The sequence below is a fragment of the Nocardioides sp. genome (genome assembly GCF_014360585.1).
Lineage (GTDB): Bacteria > Actinomycetota > Actinomycetes > Propionibacteriales > Nocardioidaceae > Nocardioides.
In genome coordinates this window covers 97,365-119,000 of record NZ_JACIXG010000001.1, presented here as the reverse complement: position 1 = coordinate 119,000, position 21,636 = coordinate 97,365, and the positions used below count along the sequence as shown (strand labels likewise).

Sequence of the window (21,636 nt, the reverse complement as noted above, 5' to 3'; positions counted from 1 at the left end):
GGCCGTTAGCTCAGTCGGTTAGAGCAGAGGACTCATAATGCCGAAAGGGCCCTTCCTCGCAGGTCGCGGCCTCACGGGACAGTTGGCACCGTAACCGGCCTTTCTCCAGGTCAGAGGCCGATTGATTCTGTCCAGATCGAACTATTGTTCGACATATCTAGCGACGGGGCTACGTACTATTCACGTACTCGCGCGCCCCGGTCGTTGTCCTCCTGGCGGTCGTACGCTCACCGGCGTCGATTGATTGACACCTAGGAGTCAACGCCGCTTTGGACGCCAGCGCGCTGGTCGCAGCGCTTGAGGCCACCTGGTCCGCGATCCAGCTCCGACACCCTGACGTGCCGGATGTCGTGGTGACCCTCGGCGCCGGCAGCATTGGGGTGCCCGCCGGCAGGGAAACTCCTACGGATTCGGTGTAGAGGCCGGCCCCAGCGATCGTCAGCATCCAAACTGGATAACCCGCGTATGGGGAGGGCCGCTCGTTAGTGTGTGCATTCGTCGCAGACGCCGTCGTCATTCAGCGGCGTGAAGAGGAAGCAGGACGAGCACGCGCGCGGGGTCGACCCGAGCACCAACCCATGGTCAGGCGAGCGAACCATCTCGAGCAGTCGTTCGGCTGTCGGCGACCCGGGCCAGGTAACGCCGCCCACGAGAGCCTCGTATTGGTTGCACTCTGGGTGTGTCGGTCCGAGATAGTCGTCTCGGCCACCTCGAGCGTGGTCGTGTGCAAGGTGCCAGGGCGCACCACGGGCGATCCGCCGCGTGGGCATAATGCATACCTTCTCCTGACACTCGCCACCGTGCTGCTTGATGACGTCAACGTATTTCGCCCGCTCCGTCAGGTGCGCTATGCCGTACCGGTCCAACGAACTCAGATGGCTAACGTCGACCTCGTCGAGCCGAAGGAGTAGTGCGCGTCTCGCGAAGTCCGGTGCCGGTGCCACCTCCGCATTATTGCGACAGGGCGGACCGCTCGCAGGTGTTCATCCCAGCCGATGCCTCCGTCATGAGCCTGACCCGCTCAGGATGACCAGTAGTTAGCCCGGATCGCCGTGAACGATCCGGGCTAGTTCTCGTCTCCTGTGATGACGTCCAGCGACGGCAGCGAGTCGACGATCTTCATCGTCTCGACGGAAACAGTGACGATGCGCGCGAGCAGGTCGAGAATGTAGCGCGGGTAGCCGACCTCTCGGGACCAGTCGTTGGGGTTGTTGACGATGCCGGAGGCCTTGTCAGTCTTGATCCAGTAGCGGTCGATGATCCACTCGATCGCCGACCTGCTGCCGAGCGTGTACCGATACGCCTCCTCCGGGATCCCGGACACCGTGATTCGGTCGTTGTACTTGATCGTCGACCGGTCCGCGACCAGTTTCCCGTCCACCCGCACCTTCGCAAACGCCATCTTCTTGTCCTTGACCGCGAAGAAATCGTACGCATCGCCGACCGGCTCCACGTCGAGCCCGTCGAGCGGGTACGGCTTCACCGACTCGTATCCCAGGTGCAGCTCGCTCAGCCTCCGGCCGGCCTCCGAGAAGCCGGCGAAGTCCCGCACGAACGGGATCCGCGGCAACATCTTCTTCAGATCCGCCGCGTACGTCTCGCGGTACTCCGGACTGTGCAACAGTCCATAGATGTAGAAGAAGATCTCGTCCTTGGTGATCGACGAGCCAGAAGCTTCAGAGCCGTACGCCGCCCGGAACCGCTTAAGCGCCCCATCGGTGATGTTGTCGATCTTGCGGTACCCATCGACCACCCCGCCCTCGCCGCCAAGGTCGAGCATCCCTGATTCATCGACCTCCTCATATCGCCAGCGTGGAAACACTGCGCCACCACTACCCGCCCCGGTCACGTGGAGGTCAGGCAATGAATCCAAGAGGAGCGTCGAGAATGGAACATCGGATCCCATACCGACTTGGTAGATCACGCTGTTATCGGCCCGAGCCGGGAAGACCTGCGCAGCCTTGGCCTGCACCTCGTTGAGCGGAGAGTAGAAGTAGGCCCGGACTCGGGTGAAGGGCCTGTAGACGCTCCCCCTCACGTAGTCGTGGGATGCCTCGTCAAGATCGCGTCCCCTCGCTAGACGCGATCGAAGCGAACGTGACCAACTGATCCGCCGTGGATCGTCGACCGTCACACCAGCCAGAGCCTCGCGGTAAGTCGCCACGAGTGTCTGAATCGAGTTGATCAAACGATTCGAAGAGAAGTTGTAGCACCATGCGTCGCGGTTGGTAGTAAGGCCGAAGGTCGAGATCCCGAAGATGCTCGCGGACTGTTTCGCTGGCGCCAAGGCCAGAAATCTGCCGAAGTCATCACGGCGCTGGTTCAGCCAGTCGCCATGCGCATTCGGGGTGATATGAGCGACGGGTTCAAGCACCGTGACCGTCCCAGCCGCTGCGACCTTCGCGAGTTTCTGCTCAGCAGTGAGGTAGTCGCCGATGTCGGTGTAGTGGATCGTGGCAGGACCCGACTTCGCTGGGTCCTTCACAAGCACAGTGATGGCGACTGTGGCGCGGCTACCGCCGCCGAAGACCTTACCGCCCTCCTTCCGCGACTGCTCGCCAGCGGTGCGCTGGTTGCCACGGAGGTTGTAGACATAGATCGATGAGAACTCTTCGGCCAGCGTCTTACGCAACCCGTCAGCGCTGTTGGAGTCAAGGAAGCCGCCGTTAGTGACGTATGCGATGACTCCGCGGTCGTGGATCCGCAGGGTGGCCCACTTGATCGCGCGGATGTAAGAGTCGTAGAGCGTTCTAACCGATGACGACGTAGACCGCTCGGCGTACGTCTTCCTTATCTCCTCATCGAGGGAGGGGTACTTCTCATTGGCGTTGTTGTCGTTGGCACTGTCCTGGCCTGAGGAGTAGGGCGGGTTGCCGACGATGACGGTGATCGGGAGGTCTTTGAGGTGCTGGAGGCGTTCGTTGTTCTCGGCGAAGATCTCCAGGTCCGGGGTGTCGTCGGGCTCCCAGGACTGGAAGGTGTCGGTCAGGACGAGGCCGGGGTACTCCTTGGTCTCGCCGGTGAGGTTGGCGTACGTCGTCTCGATGTTGATTGTGGCGATGTAGTAGGCCAGCAGGAGGATCTCGGAGGCGTGCAGCTCGTTGGCGTACTTGCGGGCGAGGTCGTGCTTCTCGATCAGGCCGGACTGGAGCAGGCGGACCATGAAGGTGCCAGTGCCAGTGAAGGGGTCGAGGATGTGGACGCCTTCGTCGGTGAGGCCCTGGCCGAACTCCTGGCGGAGCACGTCGTCGGCACTGCGAAGGATGAAGTCGACGATCTCGACCGGGGTGTAGACGATGCCGAGCTTGTCGACGGTGCGCTTGAACGCGGTGGCGAAGAACTTGTCGTAGAGCTCGATCAGGATTCGCTGCTTGCCCTCGGCGTTGTCGACGCCAGCGACCCGGCGGCGTACGGAATCGTAGAAGGCCTCGAGTGGGGCGTTCTCGGCGGCGAGCGGGTGCTCGTCGAGCGAGGCGAGCATGAGCTCCATGATCCGGGCAACCGGGTTCGTCTGGGCGAACTGGTAGCCCTCGAAGAGTGCTTCGAAGATCGGCCGGGTGATCAGGTGCTGGGAGAGCATGTCGATCGCGTCGGCCTCGGTGATCGACTCGTTCAGCGAGCCGCGCAGACCGGCTAGGAAGGCGTCGAACTCCTTGGCCTGGTTCGATTCCTTGTCGGCGAGCAGGCCCTTGATCCGAACGACGTGCTTCTGGGCGATGTCGGCGACGTCCTTGGCCCAGGTGTCCCAGTACTTCCGCTCGCCGACCTTCTGGACGATCCGGGCGTACATCGCGTCTCGGAAGCCGTCGAAGCCGAGGGCGACGGCCATCTGCTCCGAGCTGGCAGCACCCTCCTTCCCCCGAAGACTTTCGGCATCCTGACCTGGGGTGACGTTGTCGATGATCATCCGGTCCGAGCGCTTCTTGTTCAGTTCGATCTGGTTGATCATCGCGTGGAAGCGATCGTCGTGGGACCGCAGCGCCTGGAGCACCTGCCACACGACCTTGTAACGCTCGTTGTCCTTCAGTGCCACCTCCGGAGAAACGCCGGAGGGGACCACGATCGGGAGCACGATGTAGCCGAGCTCCTTGCCTGGTGCCTTCCGCATCACCCGCCCGACGCTCTGGACGATATCGACCTGGGAGCCGCGAGGAGTGAGGAACAGAACGGCATCGAGGGCGGGAACATCGACGCCTTCGGAGAGACACCGTGCGTTGGTCAGGATGCGGCAGATGTCCGGCAGCGCTTCGTCCTTCAGCCACGTCAGGTGGCCATTGCGCTCGTGGATGCCCATCGTGCCGTCGACGTGCCGGGCCTCGACCCGCAGCGCTCCCCTGTCCCCTGCCTCGTCTTGGAGCGCACGATCGACGAGGACCGGGAAACTGTCCGCGGCGAGCTGGGAGGTCTTGATGTCCTTCGCGAACGCGACGGCGGTCTTCATCGGCGTGCTGTCGATGTTGCCGGCCTCGTCCTGACGGAAGTGCTTCGAGAGCCCGTTCCAGCAACCGATCAGCTTCGCTGCGTCATCGAGCTTGATCTCCCCGGACTCAGCCATCGCCTGTTGGAAGTTCTCCGCGACGTACTGCTCATCGACGGCCAGCACCAGGACCTTGTAGTCGGTGAGCAGGTCGGCCTCTACCGCGTCACCGAACCCGAGACGGTGCAGTTCGGGGCCGAAGAGCGTCTCGTCGTTCATGTCGGCGAGGATCGCCTCAGATTCCTTGGCCTTGCGGCGCACGTCCTCCCCGAACACCCGCGGCGTGGCGGTCATGTAGAGACGCTTCGTCGCCGCGATCGCTTGGTTGTCGTGAATCTTGACGAACGCCGAGTCATCGCCGCCGGCGAGGGTCACGCCTGTCGTGCGGTGCGCCTCGTCGCAGATGACCAGATCGAACTCCCCCAGCCCCTTCTTCTGCGCCTCCGCGATCACATCGATCGATTGGTAGGTCGAGAAGACGACCGTCATCCGCTCCGTCGCATGCTTGCCGACGTTGAGCCGAGCAATCAGAGTGTCGGCGTCCGTCGTGGCAGGCTCGGTCAGGTCGATCGTCGACATATCGGCGTCGTCCGTGCTGGTCTTGCGACCGACGCGTACGTCCGAACAGACCGCCAGCGGGCGGATGCCGACCTCGGCGTTGGCCATCCACTCACGCAGGGTCTGGGACAGCAACTGGATGCTCGGGACGAGAAAGAGTACTGACTGGCCGGCGCCCGCCAGGTGCTCCGCGATCTTCAGGCTGGTGAACGTCTTGCCCGTTCCGCAGGCCATGACGAGCTTTCCGCGATCGTAGGTCTGCAGGCCCTTGAAGACGTCCTCCAAAGCACGCTCCTGGTGCGGCCGTAGGACCTTCTTGCCTGTGGGTACGACGACCTCAGGCGTCTCCCAGCGAAACTGCTCCCAGTCGATCGCAGCATCGTCGAGGTAGGCAATGTCCACGCGCTGTACCACGCCCTGCACCTCGGCTTCGACGTTGTGCGACCACCCGGCCGCCGTATCGAAGACGTAGCGCTGGGAAAAGCCGAAGTCCGGCCGCATCGAAGCTGCGAGGAATGAGTCGATGTCGCTCTTGGCGACTTTCTTCTCAGCGTCGTAGAACTTGCACTGGATCGCCGAGAAACCGTCGACGTCCCTGTTCTTCGCGACCAGGTCGACGCCGATGTCCGCGACCCCGTGGCGTCCGGGCCACTCCGGCCACAGCCACACGTCAGAGAAGCGAGCGGCCCACTCCGGATCAGTCTTCAGGTACGCCTTGATCAGTCGCTCGAACTTGTCACCCTTGTCCCGCTCGTCCAACGCTGTAGCGCGCAGTTCCCCGAGTACCTCATTAATCGTCACGGACACGCGAGCGATGATCCAGACGACCACGCTCCGGATTGTGCGGAGTCCGGACGCCCATCCTCTATCTTGGGGAGGCTCGACGGACATCGAGTCGATCCCACAATCCGCACGATCGAACATATGTTCTATCGTGCTGGAGTGAGCACGATCCCCGAACTAGCTGCGAAGGACTGGCGATTTCGTCCGCCGAGGCACTGCTTTGTTCGGTTCGGCCACACTCGGTGCCCCGCAATCCTGCTCGAGTGGCGGCCGAAGCGCGACCGTGGCGGTGTCTCAAAGTGGGAGGGCCTCGTCATCTACGCCAGTCATACCCCAGCCACTGGCCAGTGGGACGTTAGTCAGCGCTGGTTGCACGGCGACCTGATCGAACCTGCGGACTAGACCTCGGCCGAATGAGCCCGGCATCAAACCGTCGGCTGAACTCACCTCACTCCCCACCATCGGCGGGCTCGGCGTCGTACTACAGATCAGGGATGTACTCCCGCGCCTCTACCCCGAGATGCGCCGGCCACGATACGACTGCCAGATGCGACGATCCAGACCCAGACCGATGAGCCTTTCGGTCTACATCGCCCGCCAATCAGGCGATCGGGCTAGGCCATGGATTGCTCCCAAGAGCGAGCGTAAGAACGTCTGGCGCGACACCGTCGAGATCCTCACAGAGGACATCGACGAGACTCGGCCCGACCTGCAATTGGCGCAACTGTCGCTAGCTCGATGTCACTACCTCCAGACGGAGTTCACGACGATCGAGAAGAAGGCTCCAGAAGCGGCCACAGCCGTGGCTCGCATGTGCGTCGAGACGGCCCTGGTCGGGTCGTACCTGGCGCTCTCCGACGATGGAGACATCGCAGATCGCATGATGAAAGGGCTCGAAACATACGCCCGGAGGCTGCAGACGCGCTTCAAGGAGAGCCGGTCCTTGGCGGGGATCGACCTACTGCCTGACATTCCGATCATTTCGGATGCGTTGGCGCCGCGACTTCAAGACGTGCGCAAGGGCCGCAGTCTGTACTCGATCTGCGAGGAACTCGACCGCCACATGCCCTTTGCCGACGGCAAGCTGGCGATGCTCCTCTACGAGGAGACGTACACGGTTCTTTCTAACCACATCGTGCATCCAACGATCTTGACGCTCTCCCGCCACTCCGCTGGTTCGGTGCTCGCCCGGTTCACCTCAGAGGCACCACTACTCCTCAGACTCGCAGAAGCACAAGCCGGTTCCCGTCCGAGCCGCCTCGACGTACGCGGCGCTGGTTGGTCAGCCTCTGCGGCCACAGTCGCCTTGACCGCTGCACTTGCCCGAGGACTCGGACGACCCTCAGACGAATGGGATCGCGGCGCCCAGGACATACGCGCGATTGACGGCTACCTCTGGTCAGGGTCGCCTGCACGAATGATCGGCGCGCAGGCACTAGCGCGCATGGCCGATCTGCCATCGCAGACAGCACTCGACACCGCCGGCCTTTTGATCAGCACTACTGCGGCGAGCGAGCCATTCCAAGGCATTGCGCCCGAGGAGAAGCTCGTCTGCGCCTCCGAGATCTTCGACATGGTCCGAACTTGGTGGCAGAAACTCGGGCGCCTTCCGATGGTCAGTCCGACTTCGATACCCCAGGGTGGACCTCAGACCGAGGACATCTGCCGCGGCACCGCAAGCAGCAGCGTCCAAGCGTCTCTCGCAGCGGTAGGACTCGTATACGCCGGAGCGTTGCACGGCCACCCTGTTCAATTGGACGCCTTCCTGGACACCTTCGACCAGACGGCACCGCATCGACCAGGCGTCCTGTCGAAACTGCAGGACAGCGCTCCGCGGGAACTCCTCAGCACATGGCGACGGGCGCGGGGACGCGTGGGGGCCCGCACCAACCTTCTGCCATGACACCGCAGCAGCCCGACCGCAGGCTTGCTGCACTGATACCCAGATCGCGCGCGTTCTGACATCCGCCGTGCGTCGCAGATCTGTGACGGCCTCTCGTTTCGCGCTTTTGGCACCTAGGAGCCAATCCACCTGGACGCCAGCGAGATCGTCACCGGGCGCTCTATCGGGACTCGTTATGGCTTCCGGCGGATCTGCGAGATGGTCAAAACGCCACAGGCCGCAGAGACTGCAACGCCGAACGAAATCCAGGCAGCGATCGTGATGCCTCGGTCGCCAGCGACGCCGAGCGCGACCGATGCAACAGCCGCTATGACCGCCACTAGGAGTGTCCACTCCATAATCACGCCTCCCGCCCAGCTGGCGCTGATAAGGCTCCGCTGCCCGTCCACCTGCTCCTCAAGGGTGGCGTGCTGCTGCCGCAACACGTCAAGCTCTTCGTGGATTGCAGCCAGGGTCTCCTGCTGTGCTCGGGCAACCTCTGCAGTCGCCTCAGCCTGGGCGGTGGCGAGCTCAACTCCCTGCGCCTGAAGGTCCTGGAGCCGCTGTTGTGCACGCGCAATATCGAGGGTGGCTTCGGCCTGGGCGTCAGCACGCTGCTCTTCGCGCTGCTTCTGCTCCGCGATGCTCGTTGAAAGGTCCTCCATCGCGACGCGATTCTGCTCGCCCCACTTCGCCATGGCTGCTTGCTGCTCGGCCAGGCGGGTGATCGCTGGCGACTGCGTGAACTTTAATGCGGAGTCGACCTGACGATTGAAGTCATCAAAGGGTTTGGACACCGCCGCACTGAGGCGTTGGGTCAACTCGGATGGTGATGCCTTAGGCGCACTGCGCGCCCGTTCACGGAGTTCTTCGAGGGAGATGGCGTTGCGTCCGCCGCTGCCATCCGATTCCTGGGCGTCCGACTGCTGTGACGCGGCCGTCTCCGCCGCCTCGTGCTCGATGTCGCCAGATTCAGTCTTGTGCTCGTTCTTAGACATGGACTCAGACGACCGAGGGCCAGCGAACGGTCAGGACGATCGAGTCGTAGAATGCCTGCCAGGAGTGGGAGGTGCCGGGGCCGAAGACGACGAAGTCGCCTTCGCGCTTCATCTCCTGGTCGCCATCGGGGAGGCGTACGGCGAAGTGGCCACGGAGGAGCATGACCATGGTGGTGCGGACCTCCTCCTCGGCTACGGTCCACTCGTGGCGCTCCTCACCGGCCTGGTGCGTGCCCCACTTGACCTCGACGTCGGTTGAGTGGAGCGGGCTCGTCTCGGGGTCGATGAAGTGGCCGATGAGCCAGCCGCGGCGCTCTCCGCCGTCATCGTACGCATTGCCTGAGGCGGTCGTCACTGGGTGAATCCAATCTCGAAGTGGGGCAGCGCTACGCGCTCGGGGTGCAGCTCGTGGAGACGTCGCAGGCCAAGGACGAAGGCGAAGAGGCCCTCGTCCGACCACGCTGGGTTGTGGGTGAGAGCTCGCAGCCCGGCCTCGTCCTGTGACGAGACCAAGGTGATCCGCTCGGACTCCCAGTTGCTCTCGACGTCACCCCCACAACGCTGCCAGAAACCCTCGTCGTGCACGGCGACAAGACACGGAAATTCGTAGTTTCCGGTGAGGAGGTTGAAGCCGAATCCCGTGCACTCCATCGACCAGGCGCTCGGCCCAGCCTCGGTCAGGTAGCGCATCGGCCCGGTCAGCAGATCCGGATGCATCGGATCGATCCTGCGACGCGTGTCGAGGGTCGTGTCGACCTCTGCCTTGCCGAAGAGCTCCTCCTCGAGCTCGCGCGCGAGGGACGTGCCGACACTGACTTCCCAGGTCGGCTCTGAGGTCGGTTCGTGGAAGCACTTCGGGATCACGGCGAGGCGCCGGGACGCGTTGAGGACCTTCGCACCGCGCTCCTGGATGATCAGGGCGAAGTCGGCCGGGCGCGCGCCTTGTGCCGACCGCGCGAAAGCTGTCAGAGCGAGCGCGCCTCCCATGCAGTTGCGCGATCCCGGCTCGAGCACGGACTCGACGGTCGGCATCATCAGATCGCGCAGCGGGGGCGCCTCTTCCCCGGCCTGCACGGCAGCGAGAGTCTCGGCCTCGAGGAGATCGGCGGTGAGCGCGTACTGAGCGAATGACCCGGTGGTGAAGAACGTACGCACGCCGTCAGACCGCGGCTCCCAGCCGGTCATCCGGTAGAGCTGGCCGTCGACGAATCGGGTCTCCTGGACCAGGCATTCGGCGAGCCTTGTCTCTGCTGCTCGCCGCCAGGTCTCGGAAGCGGGTCGCGGCACCGCGGCGGCATCGTGGTCGTACGTGAATCGCTGGCCGGCCTCGTCCCCCTGGAGGTCGACTGCGCTGCTGATCCAGTCATCGGCACTGAGGATCGTGAGGTCGATGGCTGCGTCGTCGAGGTCGATCCGGACTGGATGCCGACCGACGAAGCCGTCGGCAAGGACTGGACCGACGACGGCGAGCTCGGCGAGGAGCGCGGCCTGAAGCACCGCGCCCGCAAATCCACCCGGCCTGTACCTCTCCCTCCGCCGCTGGTTGAGATGCTGCGCCGGCACCTGGACACGTACGAGACCGGCGCGGACGGCCGGCTGTTCGTCACGCGCGTGGGCAAGTGGGGCCACACGCTGCCCAAGTCGCTCTCGCGCCCGGTTCCACTCTCTGCTGTCGGCCGGGTGATGAAGAACGCTCGAGCCGAAGCGTTCACCGAGGACGAGCAGAAGTCGCCGCTCGCGCGCCGGGCGTACGACCTCCGGCACGCTGCGGTCTCGACCTGGCTCGCGGCGGGAACGCCGCCGCCCCTCGTGGCGAAGTGGGCCGGCCACAGCGTGGCGGTCCTCCTGACGGTCTACGCCCACGCCGTCGACGGTCAGGAGGAGGCAGCGCGCATGCGGATCGAGCAGGCGCTCGCCGATGACGACGAAGCCGCGTAGTGCGTGCACAGTCTCCGAGGCGTGCCGCTAGGATCTGCCCGGGCCGTTAGCTCAGTTGGTTAGAGCAGGGAACTCATAATTCTCCAGTCGCGGGTTCAAGTCCCGCACGGCCTACCGCGCCGAGCGCGGTTCCCGCACCGTTCGCAGGGGACCGCGCGCTCGGCACTTCCTGCCTTTGGGGTCCTATCGGTGTCGTATGGAAGCTTTCATCCTCGGATGACCCGGCATATGAAACCCAGCTACGACGCATGAGCGATCCGGACGACGGCCCAGGCCAAGGCCACTGACAGGATGACGCCGATCACGAGGCCTAGAAGGAAGATGTGCATTCTGTCGATACGCGGCGTCGTAGCGTTCACCAAGGGGCTCTGCCAGCGATGGCTGTGTGGGTCGAGCGCGGCTTGAACCCGGGGTGCGATCGCGTGCGAGAGAGTCCTGGCGTGGACCTCGAGCGTGTCGGCAGCAGACTTCGATTGGTCTGCGGCGGTGACGAAGGTGTTGAGCTTGAACTCCTTGAGGGGTCTGAATGTGTCATCGAACACCGAGACCTGATCATCGAGGTTCGCCAAGCGATCCGAGGCCTGGTCAAGGAGGCCCACTGTTTCAGCGAAACCTTCCGAGGCGAGCCGCTCGCTCGCGGCGTTCAGCATCGCGGCAACCTCGTAATCACGGTGCTTGTCGGCGAATTGCTCGTAGAGCACCGTCAGGATCTCCGCTGTCGCCGAGTCGACCTTGGCTCCCAACTTCCCAATACCCGACGTGATCACTTCGGTGCCCTGGGCTGCCGCTAAGCCGATCATGTCTTCTACGTCCTCGAAGGTATAGCGGTCGATACCGTCGAACTTCTCCCGCAAATCATGTTCGGCTTCCTCCTTCCAGGCCAGCAACATGGCTTCGGTGAAATCGCGAGCACGGGGTCCCTTGTCCACCATCAGATGGTGCGCCGAACACAGCAGGACGAGATTCTGGTAGTTGTCACGATCTGCCGCGTCCATTGGTCGCCACCGCGGCATCGACTGAGAAACAGGCACGATGTGCGCCGCCTGTACGTTCTTGTTCGCCTTCTTGTCGACGGTCAAACTGACTGTCGGAACCCTGCAGTTCGGGTACGCGCAGCGCGTCGACACTGCAAACAGGAGTGCCTCGGCGGCAGCATTCGGACGCCGGTCACCCATCAACGGGCCATCCATCCTCGTCATCCCAGCTCGGTGTGATCACAACGGGCGAACTTAGCGCGCCCCACCGACATGGGGGATCACTACGACCAGATCCCCAACTGCATGAGCCCGCACGGGCACCACTGAGGTTGAGAGTTCGAAGCCACCTCTCGTCAACTCACTCCACCGTGCCAGGAACAGGTACCCCGGCCGCTGGAGGAAGACACCCATCCATCCGCGCAGAGCGTCCCACCGAAGGTGTAGCTCCGGTCGGGGACAGTGACCGGCGGAAGGTCGGGCATCGCCGGTGTTTCTGGAAGCGGCAGGGTCGGCGGGCCCGCCGAGCCGACGTTGAGCTTGCCGACCTCGTCGAGGATGGCCATCGCGGTCTGCTCGCCGACCACGCCGTCTTCGTCCAAGTGACCGTGCGCCGCTTGGAAGGCGCTGACCGCAACCTGCGTCGCGGGACCGTAATGGCCGTCCACAACCAGGCCGCTCGAGTCGACGTTGTTCAGCAGCAACTGCACGATCGCGACCTCACGGTAGGCAACCGCTCGCAAGTGCGTGCTGAGGTACGATCCCGGCGCGCTAGGCAGCCTCATGATCGCCGTGTACTGCGGCGATACCAGCCAACTCGATTGTTCTTGCAACTCTGGTGGAGTGGTCTCCACGGGAGGCGTTGGTGTCAGCTCCGAGATGACCGGAGCGCACTCTCCGAATCCCCAGACCGGCTCCTCGTCCGGGCCGCACTCCTGCGCGACGTCGTCGGACGAAGTTTGCGTTCCCTCCTGCCCGGACCCGCAGGCGGGCAGCAGCAGGCATAGGAGTACGAGCAACGACGCCGAGGCCCCCGAGCGGCACCGATTCACCCATCGAGGAGCCACACCTCGGAGCGTACGCCCGACGATCGGCCCATGTCACCGGTGCATCGCATCCGTGATCGCTATCGCCCTGCTCATCACAGCGAATCTGACGCACGCTGGCGTACGTACTAACCACCGGTAGGCGATCAGGGCCAGGCGAAACTTCCCTAGCCACCCGATTTGCCTGAGAGGTCCACTCGGAACATGGACGGTTCGCGAAGCCAACGGGGCGGTATCGCGTACTCACTGCGTCATGGGCGACGGAAATCTGGAGGAACCCGCAGGTCAGAGCGATGGAACAAGAGGACTCATAATCCTTGGGTCGCGGGTTCGAGCCCCGCACGGCCTACGAGAATGGTCGGGCGCCGACGTCAGGATTCGTGGGTGTCGGCGCCTCGCCGATCGTGAAGGTGGCGCCGGGGTCGGCATGGGCGACGTGGCCGTCGAACCGGGCCGCGGCGCGCGCCACCGCCTTTTGCGGTGTCAGCGCGCGGCCGACGTGAGTGATGATCAGACGGCCCGCCCGGCCGGCGGTTGCGGTGTCGCCTGCGTCTTCGGGGGTGTGGTGCACCTGCTCCCCCTCATCGGATGCGTGTGGGCTCTCGGCCTCGCACAGCAGTACGTCGCATCCTGCGGCCAGCTCGGTGAGACTCGGGCAGGGGGCGGAGTCGCCGGAGTAGACCAAGGAGCGGCCGGCCGCTTCGATGCGTACGGCGAAGGCTGGGACGTCGTGGACGACCGCCCGAGTGGTCAGTCGGAGGGAGCCGACGGTGGCCTGGTGTCCGTCGCTCAGCTCGGTGACGGCGAACGCGGATTCGATCGGGCTGCGGGCCGATGAGTTGGTGAGGAATCCCGCCAGCCGCTCGGCGATTCCGGGCGGCCCGTAGAGAGGGATGGGAGCGGTCAGGCGGATGTCGGCGTACAGGGCGCCGTAGTAGGCGGTGAGCAGGTCGGCGCTGTGGTCTGCGTGAAGATGCGAGATCCAGATCGCGTCGAGCTCATCAAGCCTCGTGTGCTGCTGCAGCGGGCCGAGCGTGCCGCTGCCGGCGTCCACCCAGATCCGTGAGTCTCCGCTCGACACCAGATAGCCCGAGCATGGGTTGTCCACGCTCGGGTAGGGCGTCGCGGATCCGAGGACCGTGAGGCGAAGGGGCTCGTTTGGCACGGCGGAATGCTACCGGGGATCCAGGCGAGCCGGGCGAACGAAAATTCGTTCGCCCGGGTGACGACTACTGTCGCGGGCGTAGGCGAAGGTCGCGCTCGGGACACGGCGCGACTGGTTGGTCGACCATCAGGCAATCCGCGTCGCTACGCTTCGGTGGGTGCCACTCCTGATGATCGACCTGGACAACACATTGGTGGATCGCGCTGCGGCGTTCCGCACCTGGGCCGAGTTGTTCCACCGCCGATATGTTCCGGCCGACCCCTCGGCTGTCGCATGGCTGGTTCACGCAGACGCAGACGGCTACGAACCGCGCGATCGTCTGGCACTGTCGGTCCGTGACCGCTTCGGCCTGAGCCCCAGGGCCTACAGCGAACTCGTGAACGACCTGCGACAGGGTATGGCGGACCACCTCGAAGTCGACCCACAGGTGCCAGCGGCGCTGAAGGCCGCGCGCACCGGAGGTTGGACGGTTGCCGTCGTCACCAACGGAGACGTCGAGCAGCAGGAACGAAAGCTGCGTCTGACGAAGCTCGACGAGGAAGTCGACACCTGGGTCATCTCTGCGGCCGTTGGCGTCAAGAAGCCTGACCCGGAGATCTTCCGCCACGCAGCCCGCAGCGCAGGCACAGAGCTCGACGGCGCGTGGATGATCGGAGACTCAGCCCATGCCGACATCGCCGGGGCGTACAACCTGTCCCTTCGCAGCGTGTGGGTCCGCAGGGGGCGACCATGGCAAGAGGAAGCCTTTGCTCCCACGATGACGGCCGACACGTGTCAGCAGGCGATCGAGCTCGCCGTCGCCAGTTCGCCGGCGTAGAAGCAACCTTCTGTCGCTGTCGCGCCGCTACCAACGATCGGTGCGCTGGACCTCGTGCATGAGCTCGATCTTGCGGAAGCCGAACTGCTTGTTGATGCGCTGCATCACGTCGTTGGACGGGTCGGTCCAGGTGTGGATGCTGGTGCGCTCGGGGTGGTCGCGCTGGACGGCGGCGAGAGTCGCCACCTTGAGGGCCAGGCCCAGCTTGTTGCCGCGGTGGGAGGTCTTGACGAAGGTGTCGTCCTGGATGGCCTCGACGCTGCCGTGGGCCAGGAAGATGACCGAGTAGCCGACCAGCTCGCCGGTGAGGATCTCGCGGGCGGCGGCGGTGATGCGGTCGTAGGAGCGGGCGGTGCTCTTCTCGGCCGAGCGGATGCGGTCGGCGGTGTGAGCGACCACGTCCTCCTCGGACTTGCCGGGCATCTCCTTGCCCATCTGGTTGCGCAGGCCGACGAACTGGGCGAGCAGGTCCTCGGGGGTGCGGTCCTCCCACATCAGGATCTCGTAGCCGAGCACGTTGAAGGGCTTGTGGCGCAGCGGGAGGTCGGCGGCAAGGTGGTCCTCGCGGCGTACGGACTTGAAGCCCAGCGCCCGGGCGAAGGCCAGGGACGACTTCGGGGGGATGGTCACCTCGGCGGTCGTCAGGGTGCGGCCGCTGGTGCGGCGTACGTCGTCGGCGGCCCGCCACAGCTCGGTGCCGACCCCGCGCCAGCGGTGCACGGGCAGGACATGGATGCCGAGCTCGACGATGTGGCTGCGTTCTTCCTCGGGGAGATCGAGCTCGGCGATGCCGATCGTCTCCCCCTGCTCCTTCGCGGCGAGAAGGACGCGGCGGCCGTGGTCGTGCAGGGTACGCACGGAGTTTGCCAGCGCCTCGAAGGTGCGATGTGACGCGTAGGGTCGATCGAAAGCCATCGATGCCGCCTCCACGGCGTACCAGGCCTTCAGAGCGGTGTCATCGTGGACGTCGACGGGGGCGATCACAGACACGGGCTCTATCTAACCGTGTCAGGCAAAGCCGAGGGAAATGAGGTCCCCTCGGCTGCCCTGCTCACGACCGCTCCCGTACCTCGATCTCGGTCTGCCAGATCGGATCAGCCGTCCCGGCGCGGACCCGGCGGGTTCGGCGGCCCGCCGTCGTCGGTCTCCTCCGGATCAGACGGCTCGGTCGGCGGCAGCTCCGGGTCGGGTGGTTCGGTCTGCGTCGGAGTCGGCGTAGGCGTCGGAGTCGGAGTCGGCGTCGGCGTGGGCGTGGGCTCCTTGGAGGGCTCCGGCTTCTTCGTCGGCTCCGGCTCCCTCGTGGGCTCGGGGTCGGGCGCGGGCGGGACGTAGGGGGCGTGACCCTCCTCCGGAGCGTCGCCGTCGAGCCAGGCCGGGGGCGGGAACTCCTCGCGCTCGAGCTCGTCGGTCAGCGCGCCCATGATCGCGACCCAGGTGTCGGCCGGGTAGTCCGCGCCGAAGAAGGTGTCGAGCCAGCCGTCGAGGGCGCCGCTGCCCTTGCCGCGGCTGTAGGCGACAGCGGTGGAGAGCTGCGGGGTATAGCCGACGAACCAGGCCGAGGAGACCTCGTCCTTGTCGTTGGTCGCCGTTCCGGTCTTGCCGCCGGCCGGCTGGACGACGGCGTTGGCCGCCTGGCCGGTGCCGCTGGAGACGACTTGCTGGAGCGAGTAGGACGTGTCGGCCGCGATGTCCTCGTCCATCGCCCGCTTGCTGCTGCCCTTGTCGTCGCGCTCGTAGATGACGGTGCCGTCGGCGTCGACGACCTTGGAGACGACATGGACGTCGTTGTGCATGCCGCCGTTGGCGATGGTGGCGTAGGCGTTGGCCATGTTGACCGGGCTGACCGTGGCGTTGCCCAGGGTGAGCAGGAAGTTGTCGGGCTCCATGTCCGCGCCTGACTTCGTCGGGATGCCCGGGTAGGAAGGGTCGATGCGGTCCCCCCGCGGGATTCCGGAGCGTACGGCCATGTCGTAGACGTCCTTGCTGCCGTTGGGCAGCGAGTCGGACATCTCGACGAAGGCGGTGTTGATCGAGTCCTCCATCGCCTGGAGGCTGCTCACGTTGGAGCCGTAGCTGTGGCCGTACGGGTCGGCGGCGCTCTGACCCGAGTTGCGGATTCTCACGCCGCCGGGGAACTCCATCGGCGAGTTGCCGTTCCAGGTGTCCTTGAGCGAGTAGCCCGCCTTCAGCGCGGCAGCGAGCGTGAACGGTTTCATCGTCGAGCCGGCCATGGTGGCTCCGCTGGAAGCCCAGTTGATCTGCGAGTCGAGGTAGTCCTGGCCGCCGTAGAAGCCACGCAGCGCGCCGCTCTTCACATCGACCGTCGCCGCGCCGACGTGGAGCTCGTCCATCTCGTTGCCCGGGTCGAAGGCCTTCTTGTCGTCGGGGCGCACGTCCTCGACCGCCTCCTCGGCGGTCTTCATCGTCTTCCTGGTCAGCGTGGTGGTGATCCGCAGCCCGCCACCGTTGATCTCGTCCTCGCTCACCAGCGGGTTGCCCTGCTCGTCCTCGAGACGCAGGAGCTCGTCGCGGACCATCTTGAGCGCATGCCCCTTCTGGCCGCCGTAGCGGCTGTCGGAGCGCGGCTTCTTGAACTTCGGCAGCGACTCCTTGGCCTTCTCGCCCTCGGCCTCGTCGGCCATGCCCATCTTGACCATCGAGTTGATCACGTAGCGGTAGCGGCCCTCCAGCTCGGTGACCGCCTCCTCGCCGTTGCTCGGGTCCAGGTCGTTGGGGTCGTTGAGGATCGCGGCCAGCGTGGCGGCCTCACGGAGGTTGATGTCCGCGGCCGGCTTGCCGAAGTAGGCGTTCGAGGCGGCCTCGACGCCGTAGGCGCCGCGGCCGAAGTAGATGGTGTTGAGGTAGCCCGCCAGGATGTCCTCCTTGGACTTCTGCCGGCTGATCTTCAACGAGATGATCGCCTCCTTCACCTTTCGGGTGTAGGTGCGCTCCTGGGTGAGGTAGAGGTTCTTGACGTACTGCTGGGTGATCGTCGAGGCACCGGACTGGGCGCCGCCGGTGTTGTTGTTGACCACCGCGCGCAGGATGCCCTTGACGTCGATGCCGCTGTTGTCCCAGAACGTACGGTCCTCGGCGGCGACCGCGGCATCCCGCATCAGCTGCGGGATCTCCTCATAGGGAAGCGAGTCGCGGTCCTGCGAGTCGGCGATGTAACGCCCGAGCTCGTCCTTGCCGCCGCGGTAGTAGACGAAGGAGGTCTCCTTCTCGTAGGCCGCGTTGGCGCTGGGGATCTGGATGGCGTTGTAGGCCACGATCACGCCCAGGGCGCTGATCAGCGCACCCACCAGGATCACGACGAAGAAGGTCTTCAAGACCTTCTTCCCCCGCGCCTTCTTCGGCGTCGGCGTCGGAACGGGTGTATAAGGCGGATTGTCCTGCCAGCTCAAGATGTTCCCTTCCCCCACGGTCACAAGCGTTCCTAGAGTATGGCCGGCTCCCAGGCACTTCGCGATCCTCGACCCGGTTTCCGGGGTGTCTCAGCCGGCCCACAGCCTGGTCACAGCCTGGCCTCAGGGTTCCGCGGACGTACGAACGGGCCGCTGACCTGGGCCGGCGACGCCGTGTCTGCCCAGGTCAGAGGCCCGTTTACCCGAGGATTCAGACCAGACGGTAGAAGGTGCTGTAGTGGTCGGGGGTGAAGTAGACATCACGCGTTGTGGTGTCCACCACGAGCCGGTAGGACTGGCGCTGCGCGCCACACTCGCGGGGGGTCACGTCGAACTCGAGGTAAGCGTGGCCAGAGGGCAGCTCGCCCTCGTAGTTCCGGTACGTGCCGCCGGAGAAGTTGCATGTCCCGGTCGGCGGCCAGGTGTGCCAGCCCCGGTTGGACGGGTAGCCGAGCGAGGCCCAGACCCGGTTGGACTCGAGGGCCTCGGCGCAGCCCTTGTGGGTGCAGCTCTCGTACCAGTCGGCCTGAGCGGCGGGCGCCAGCGCGACGCTGCCGGCGAGCAGGCCGGTGGTGGCGACGAGAGCTGCGAGGAGCAGCTTGATCATCGTGAGCACGGAGCGGTTCTTCCCGGACATGAATCCTCCTGAGTGTGCGTTACGGACCCCGGTAATCCTGCTACATGGGTCGCCCGGATGGGGGAGCCCGAAGGTCACGAACCGGTGAACTCTGGGAGATCAGCTCCGGTGATGAGCGCGTCTCAGACGATGCCCGCCTCACGGGCGACGATCGCCGCCTGGACCCGCGAGGCGACCCCGAGCTTCGTCAGGACACGGGACACGTGGGTCTTCGTGGTCGCCTCGGAGATCACCAGCCGCTGGGCGATGTCGGCGTTGGACAGGCCCTGCCCCAGGGCCGCGAGCACGTCCCTCTCCCGGGGCGTGAGGTCAGCGGGAAGCGGTGCGCCGGGTGTGGCCGCCGGGCCGGATCGGTCCGGCGCGCCGGCGAGCTCGGCGAGCACCCGGCGGGTCACCTCCGGGGCGACCACGCCATCGCCCGCAGCGACGTGGCGGACCGCGTCGACCAGGTCGGACGCCTCTGCCGACTTGAGCAGGAACCCCGCCGCGCCGGCGCGGAGGGCTCCGAAGACGTACTCGTCCAGGTCGAAGGTGGTGAGCACGAGTACGTCGGCGAGCCCCTCGTCCACGACCTGCCTGGTCGCGGTCACGCCGTCGGTGCCGGGCATGCGTACGTCCATCAGCACGACATCGGGGCGCAGAGCTCTCGCGTTGGCGACCGCCGTCGCGCCGTCGGCCGCCTCCCCCACCACCTCGATGTCGCCGGCGGTGGCGAGCAGCATGCGCAGGCCCGCGCGGATGGCGGCGTGGTCGTCGGCGAGCAGGACCCGGATCATGCGCTCGCTCCTCCGTCCGTTGGGCCACCGGCGTACGCCGGTAGCGGCAGGATCGCTCGGACCCGCCAGCCGGGGCCGTGAGGGCCCGCCTCGAACGTGCCGCCGAGCGCTTCGGCACGTTCGCGCATCGACACCAGACCGGTGCCGGTCCCGGCCTCGGGCTCCTTCGCGCCACCGGCATCGGTCACCTCGATCTCGAGGGCGTCTCCCGGAGTCAGTCGGAGCGTCGTGGTGCCGCCGCCGTGCTTGAGCACGTTGGTCAATGACTCGCGCACGATCCGGTAGACGGCGTGGTCGACCGCGACCGGCAGCGCGAGATCGGCGCCGTCGAGAAGCCCGGCGGGGTCCTCGACCCGTAGCGGCAGACCTGCCAGGCGCGCCTGCTCCAGGACCGGGCCGAGGTTGGCGGCACGAGAGGCAGCGGTGAGCTCCTCGGCGTCGCCGGGATGGCCGTCGGAGCGCAGGACACGGATCATCGCCTGCATGTCGTTCAGCGAGGCCAGGCTCTCCGCCCGTACCAACCGCAACGCCGCCCGGTCCCGCTCCGGGTCACGCTCACCGGCCAGCGCCGCACCCGAGGTCAGCGCGATGGCGGACAGGTGCGAGGCGACGACGTCGTGCAGGTCCCGGGCAACCGCGGAGCGCTCGGCGCGGACCGCGTCGTGCCGTTCGGCCTCGGCCAGGCGCAGCAGCGCGGCGCTGCGTTCCCGTTCGAGCCGGGCCCTGTCATCGGCGGCGTCGGCGAGCTCGCTGCCCTGGCGTACGTTGCTGCCCCACCACATCGGAGTGACGACGATCGCGAAGAGGGTGAGCGCGAGCACGGCGGGGGTGCGGGGGTCGGAGGTGGCCGCGGCGGAGGCGACGACCGCGGCCGCGATGGCCATCCCGACGGTCACGGTGCTGATGCGTCGTGCCACCGGCGAGCCGTACAGCTGGGCGGCGAAGAGCGCGTCCCAGAGCGCCACGATCATCGCGACGCTGCCCCCGACCAGCACGTCTCCCCCGAAGCACAGCGCGACGACGGCCAGGACCGCGAGCGGTCGGCGCCGCTTGAGCACGAGCGCCCCGGCCGCGAGAGTCAGCGGGACGAGGTGCCACCAGGTCGGCATGCTGTCCAGGTCGATGCCGAAGGGGTGCAGGCCGCGTACGCCCCCGACCTGCCCCAGGGCGTGCAGCGCGAGACCGGCGAGGAGGACGACCACGGCGTCGACCCAGGCCAGCCGGCGGTCCCCGGCGCGCAGGCTCGTGCCACCGCCGAGAAGCGCCGCGGGCAGCTGCTGCAGCACGGTCGGGCGGTCCACGACACCATCTCAGCACGTACGCCGCGTCCCCGGGGTCATCCGAAGGATGTATCCCCGCGCGGAAGGATCACCGGTTCGGCCGACGCGCGCGACGCGGGCGGTGCGCGAACCTCAGGGGCATGGACATCGATCTCGGCCCACTGACCGGCGACCTCGGTGGCACCGCGACGTACGTCGCCCTGGCGGTGCTGGCGCTGATCGACTCGACCAGCTTCGGCACGCTGCTGATCCCGGTGTGGCTGCTGATGGCGCCCGGCCGGGTGCGGCCGGGCCGGATCCTGGTCTACCTGGGCGCGATCGCCGGGTTCTACGCGCTCCTCGGCATCGCGATCCTGCTGGGCGGCTCGGCCGTCGCCGACACGCTCGCAGGCGTGAGCAGCTCGCGACCGTTCCTGTGGGGGCAGCTGCTCGTGGGGGTCGCACTGTTCGCTTGGAGCTTCAAGCTGGATCCGCCCAGGTCGGGGAAGGGGAGAACCGACGAGCCGCAGGTCCCGGCCCGCCTGCTCCGCTGGCGCGAGCGGGCGGTCGCCTCGGAGTCCGGCTCGGCCTCTGCGCTCGCGGGGCTTGCGGTGCTCGCCGGGCTGGTCGAGGCGGCCTCGATGCTCCCCTATCTCGCTGCGATCGGGATCATCGGGACCCAGGGGCCGGGCTGGCCGGTGTCGGGGCTGTGGGTGGTCGGCTACTGCGCCGTGATGATCGCTCCGGCGCTCTTGCTCACCGCCGCCCGCGTCTTCGCCGCTCCGCTGGTGGAGCGACCGCTGGCCATCCTCGATGCCTGGCTGGTCAAGCACGCCGCGAGCGCGACGGCGTGGGCGGTTGGCATCGTCGGGTTCCTGCTCGCCCGGGCCGCGCTCGGTCCGCTCTTCGGCTGAGCGTG

Annotated in this window: 16 protein-coding genes and 2 tRNA genes; 6 read left to right on the top strand and 12 right to left on the bottom strand. The window is 66.1% G+C overall.

Features of this window, described 5'->3' with window-relative positions; translation table 11 throughout:
* Positions 1-1,066: 1,066 nt before the first annotated feature.
* Positions 1,067-5,866: a DEAD/DEAH box helicase gene (locus tag H5T77_RS00535; RefSeq protein ID WP_292643882.1), complete on the bottom strand. Its 4,800-nt coding sequence runs from the start codon at positions 5,864-5,866 to the stop codon at positions 1,067-1,069.
* A 523-nt stretch (positions 5,867-6,389) separates the two neighbouring features.
* Here H5T77_RS00535 and H5T77_RS00530 point away from each other — a divergent pair.
* Positions 6,390-7,721: a hypothetical protein gene (locus H5T77_RS00530; RefSeq protein ID WP_292643880.1), complete on the top strand. Its 1,332-nt coding sequence runs from the start codon at positions 6,390-6,392 to the stop codon at positions 7,719-7,721.
* 173 nt (positions 7,722-7,894) lie between these two features.
* Here H5T77_RS00530 and H5T77_RS00525 read toward each other — a convergent pair whose 3' ends face one another.
* Genes H5T77_RS00525 through H5T77_RS00515 form a run of 3 tightly spaced genes read right to left on the bottom strand, consistent with a single transcriptional unit; the run spans position 7,895 to position 10,195 of the window.
* On the bottom strand, positions 7,895-8,698 hold the full coding sequence (locus H5T77_RS00525) for a hypothetical protein (RefSeq protein WP_292643878.1): 804 nt from the start codon (positions 8,696-8,698) through the stop codon (positions 7,895-7,897).
* A 4-nt stretch (positions 8,699-8,702) separates the two neighbouring features.
* A complete protein-coding gene (locus H5T77_RS00520) occupies positions 8,703-9,053 on the bottom strand; it encodes a cupin domain-containing protein (protein WP_292643876.1) in 351 nt (116 codons plus the stop codon).
* Positions 9,050-10,195: a hypothetical protein gene (locus H5T77_RS00515; RefSeq protein WP_292643874.1), complete on the bottom strand. Its 1,146-nt coding sequence runs from the start codon at positions 10,193-10,195 to the stop codon at positions 9,050-9,052. The genes H5T77_RS00520 and H5T77_RS00515 overlap by 4 nt, the downstream gene beginning before the upstream one ends.
* A 51-nt stretch (positions 10,196-10,246) precedes the next feature.
* Between H5T77_RS00515 and H5T77_RS00510 the strand changes: the two genes are divergently transcribed.
* The gene (locus H5T77_RS00510; protein WP_292643872.1) at positions 10,247-10,636 is read left to right on the top strand and encodes a site-specific integrase; all 390 of its coding nucleotides are present in this window, start codon (positions 10,247-10,249) and stop codon (positions 10,634-10,636) included.
* A gap of 40 nt (positions 10,637-10,676) precedes the next feature.
* Positions 10,677-10,750: transfer RNA gene (locus H5T77_RS00505), tRNA-Ile, on the top strand.
* A gap of 125 nt (positions 10,751-10,875) precedes the next feature.
* Here the strand turns inward: H5T77_RS00505 and H5T77_RS00500 are convergent.
* Both H5T77_RS00500 and H5T77_RS00495 read right to left on the bottom strand, forming a co-directional pair.
* Positions 10,876-11,826 (bottom strand): HNH endonuclease signature motif containing protein, encoded by a 951-nt coding sequence (locus H5T77_RS00500; protein ID WP_292643870.1) that lies wholly within the window; start codon positions 11,824-11,826, stop codon positions 10,876-10,878.
* Positions 11,827-11,966: 140 nt separating this feature from the next.
* Positions 11,967-12,320, bottom strand: a complete 354-nt coding sequence (locus H5T77_RS00495) for a peptidoglycan-binding domain-containing protein (RefSeq protein ID WP_292643868.1) — start codon at positions 12,318-12,320, stop codon at positions 11,967-11,969.
* A 618-nt stretch (positions 12,321-12,938) separates the two neighbouring features.
* On the opposite strand from H5T77_RS00495, the gene H5T77_RS00490 reads away from it, so the two are divergent.
* Positions 12,939-13,005 (top strand) — tRNA-Ser (locus H5T77_RS00490).
* On the opposite strand, the gene H5T77_RS00485 is transcribed toward H5T77_RS00490, so the two are convergent.
* A complete protein-coding gene (locus tag H5T77_RS00485) occupies positions 13,003-13,821 on the bottom strand; it encodes an MBL fold metallo-hydrolase (RefSeq protein ID WP_292643866.1) in 819 nt (272 codons plus the stop codon). The genes H5T77_RS00490 and H5T77_RS00485 overlap by 3 nt on opposite strands.
* Positions 13,822-13,978: 157 nt before the next feature.
* Between H5T77_RS00485 and H5T77_RS00480 the strand changes: the two genes are divergently transcribed.
* Positions 13,979-14,638 (top strand): HAD family hydrolase, encoded by a 660-nt coding sequence (locus H5T77_RS00480; protein ID WP_292643865.1) that lies wholly within the window; start codon positions 13,979-13,981, stop codon positions 14,636-14,638.
* Positions 14,639-14,665: 27 nt separating this feature from the next.
* Here H5T77_RS00480 and H5T77_RS00475 read toward each other — a convergent pair whose 3' ends face one another.
* From H5T77_RS00475 to H5T77_RS00455, 5 genes are all read right to left on the bottom strand, one after another.
* A complete protein-coding gene (locus tag H5T77_RS00475; RefSeq protein WP_292643863.1) occupies positions 14,666-15,628 on the bottom strand; it encodes a GNAT family N-acetyltransferase in 963 nt (320 codons plus the stop codon).
* 104 nt (positions 15,629-15,732) lie between these two features.
* A complete protein-coding gene (locus H5T77_RS00470; RefSeq protein WP_292643861.1) occupies positions 15,733-18,045 on the bottom strand; it encodes a transglycosylase domain-containing protein in 2,313 nt (770 codons plus the stop codon).
* A gap of 211 nt (positions 18,046-18,256) precedes the next feature.
* Positions 18,257-18,682, bottom strand: coding sequence for a ribonuclease domain-containing protein (locus H5T77_RS00465; protein WP_292643860.1), 426 nt, complete (start codon positions 18,680-18,682; stop codon positions 18,257-18,259).
* Positions 18,683-18,804: 122 nt separating this feature from the next.
* On the bottom strand, positions 18,805-19,458 hold the full coding sequence (locus H5T77_RS00460) for a response regulator (RefSeq protein WP_292643858.1): 654 nt from the start codon (positions 19,456-19,458) through the stop codon (positions 18,805-18,807).
* On the bottom strand, positions 19,455-20,759 hold the full coding sequence (locus H5T77_RS00455; RefSeq protein WP_292643856.1) for a sensor histidine kinase: 1,305 nt from the start codon (positions 20,757-20,759) through the stop codon (positions 19,455-19,457). Before H5T77_RS00455 ends, H5T77_RS00460 begins: the two co-directional genes overlap by 4 nt.
* Positions 20,760-20,878: 119 nt before the next feature.
* On the opposite strand from H5T77_RS00455, the gene H5T77_RS00450 reads away from it, so the two are divergent.
* Positions 20,879-21,631 carry a GAP family protein gene (locus H5T77_RS00450; RefSeq protein WP_292643855.1) on the top strand — a complete coding sequence of 251 codons (753 nt, stop codon included), beginning with the start codon at positions 20,879-20,881 and terminating at the stop codon, positions 21,629-21,631.
* Positions 21,632-21,636 lie beyond the last annotated feature (5 nt).

What these genes read in the sequence shown, in the direction of transcription:
- H5T77_RS00500 (WP_292643870.1), bottom strand. Translation starts at nt 11,826, where the DNA reads ATGGATGGCCCGTTGATGGGTGACCGGCGTCCGAATGCTGCCGCCGAG.
- H5T77_RS00510 (WP_292643872.1), top strand. Translation starts at nt 10,247, where the DNA reads ATGCTGCGCCGGCACCTGGACACGTACGAGACCGGCGCGGACGGCCGG.
- H5T77_RS00465 (WP_292643860.1), bottom strand. Translation starts at nt 18,682, where the DNA reads ATGTCCGGGAAGAACCGCTCCGTGCTCACGATGATCAAGCTGCTCCTC.
- H5T77_RS00525 (WP_292643878.1), bottom strand. Translation starts at nt 8,698, where the DNA reads ATGTCTAAGAACGAGCACAAGACTGAATCTGGCGACATCGAGCACGAG.
- H5T77_RS00450 (WP_292643855.1), top strand. Translation starts at nt 20,879, where the DNA reads ATGGACATCGATCTCGGCCCACTGACCGGCGACCTCGGTGGCACCGCG.
- H5T77_RS00530 (WP_292643880.1), top strand. Translation starts at nt 6,390, where the DNA reads ATGAGCCTTTCGGTCTACATCGCCCGCCAATCAGGCGATCGGGCTAGG.
- H5T77_RS00460 (WP_292643858.1), bottom strand. Translation starts at nt 19,458, where the DNA reads ATGATCCGGGTCCTGCTCGCCGACGACCACGCCGCCATCCGCGCGGGC.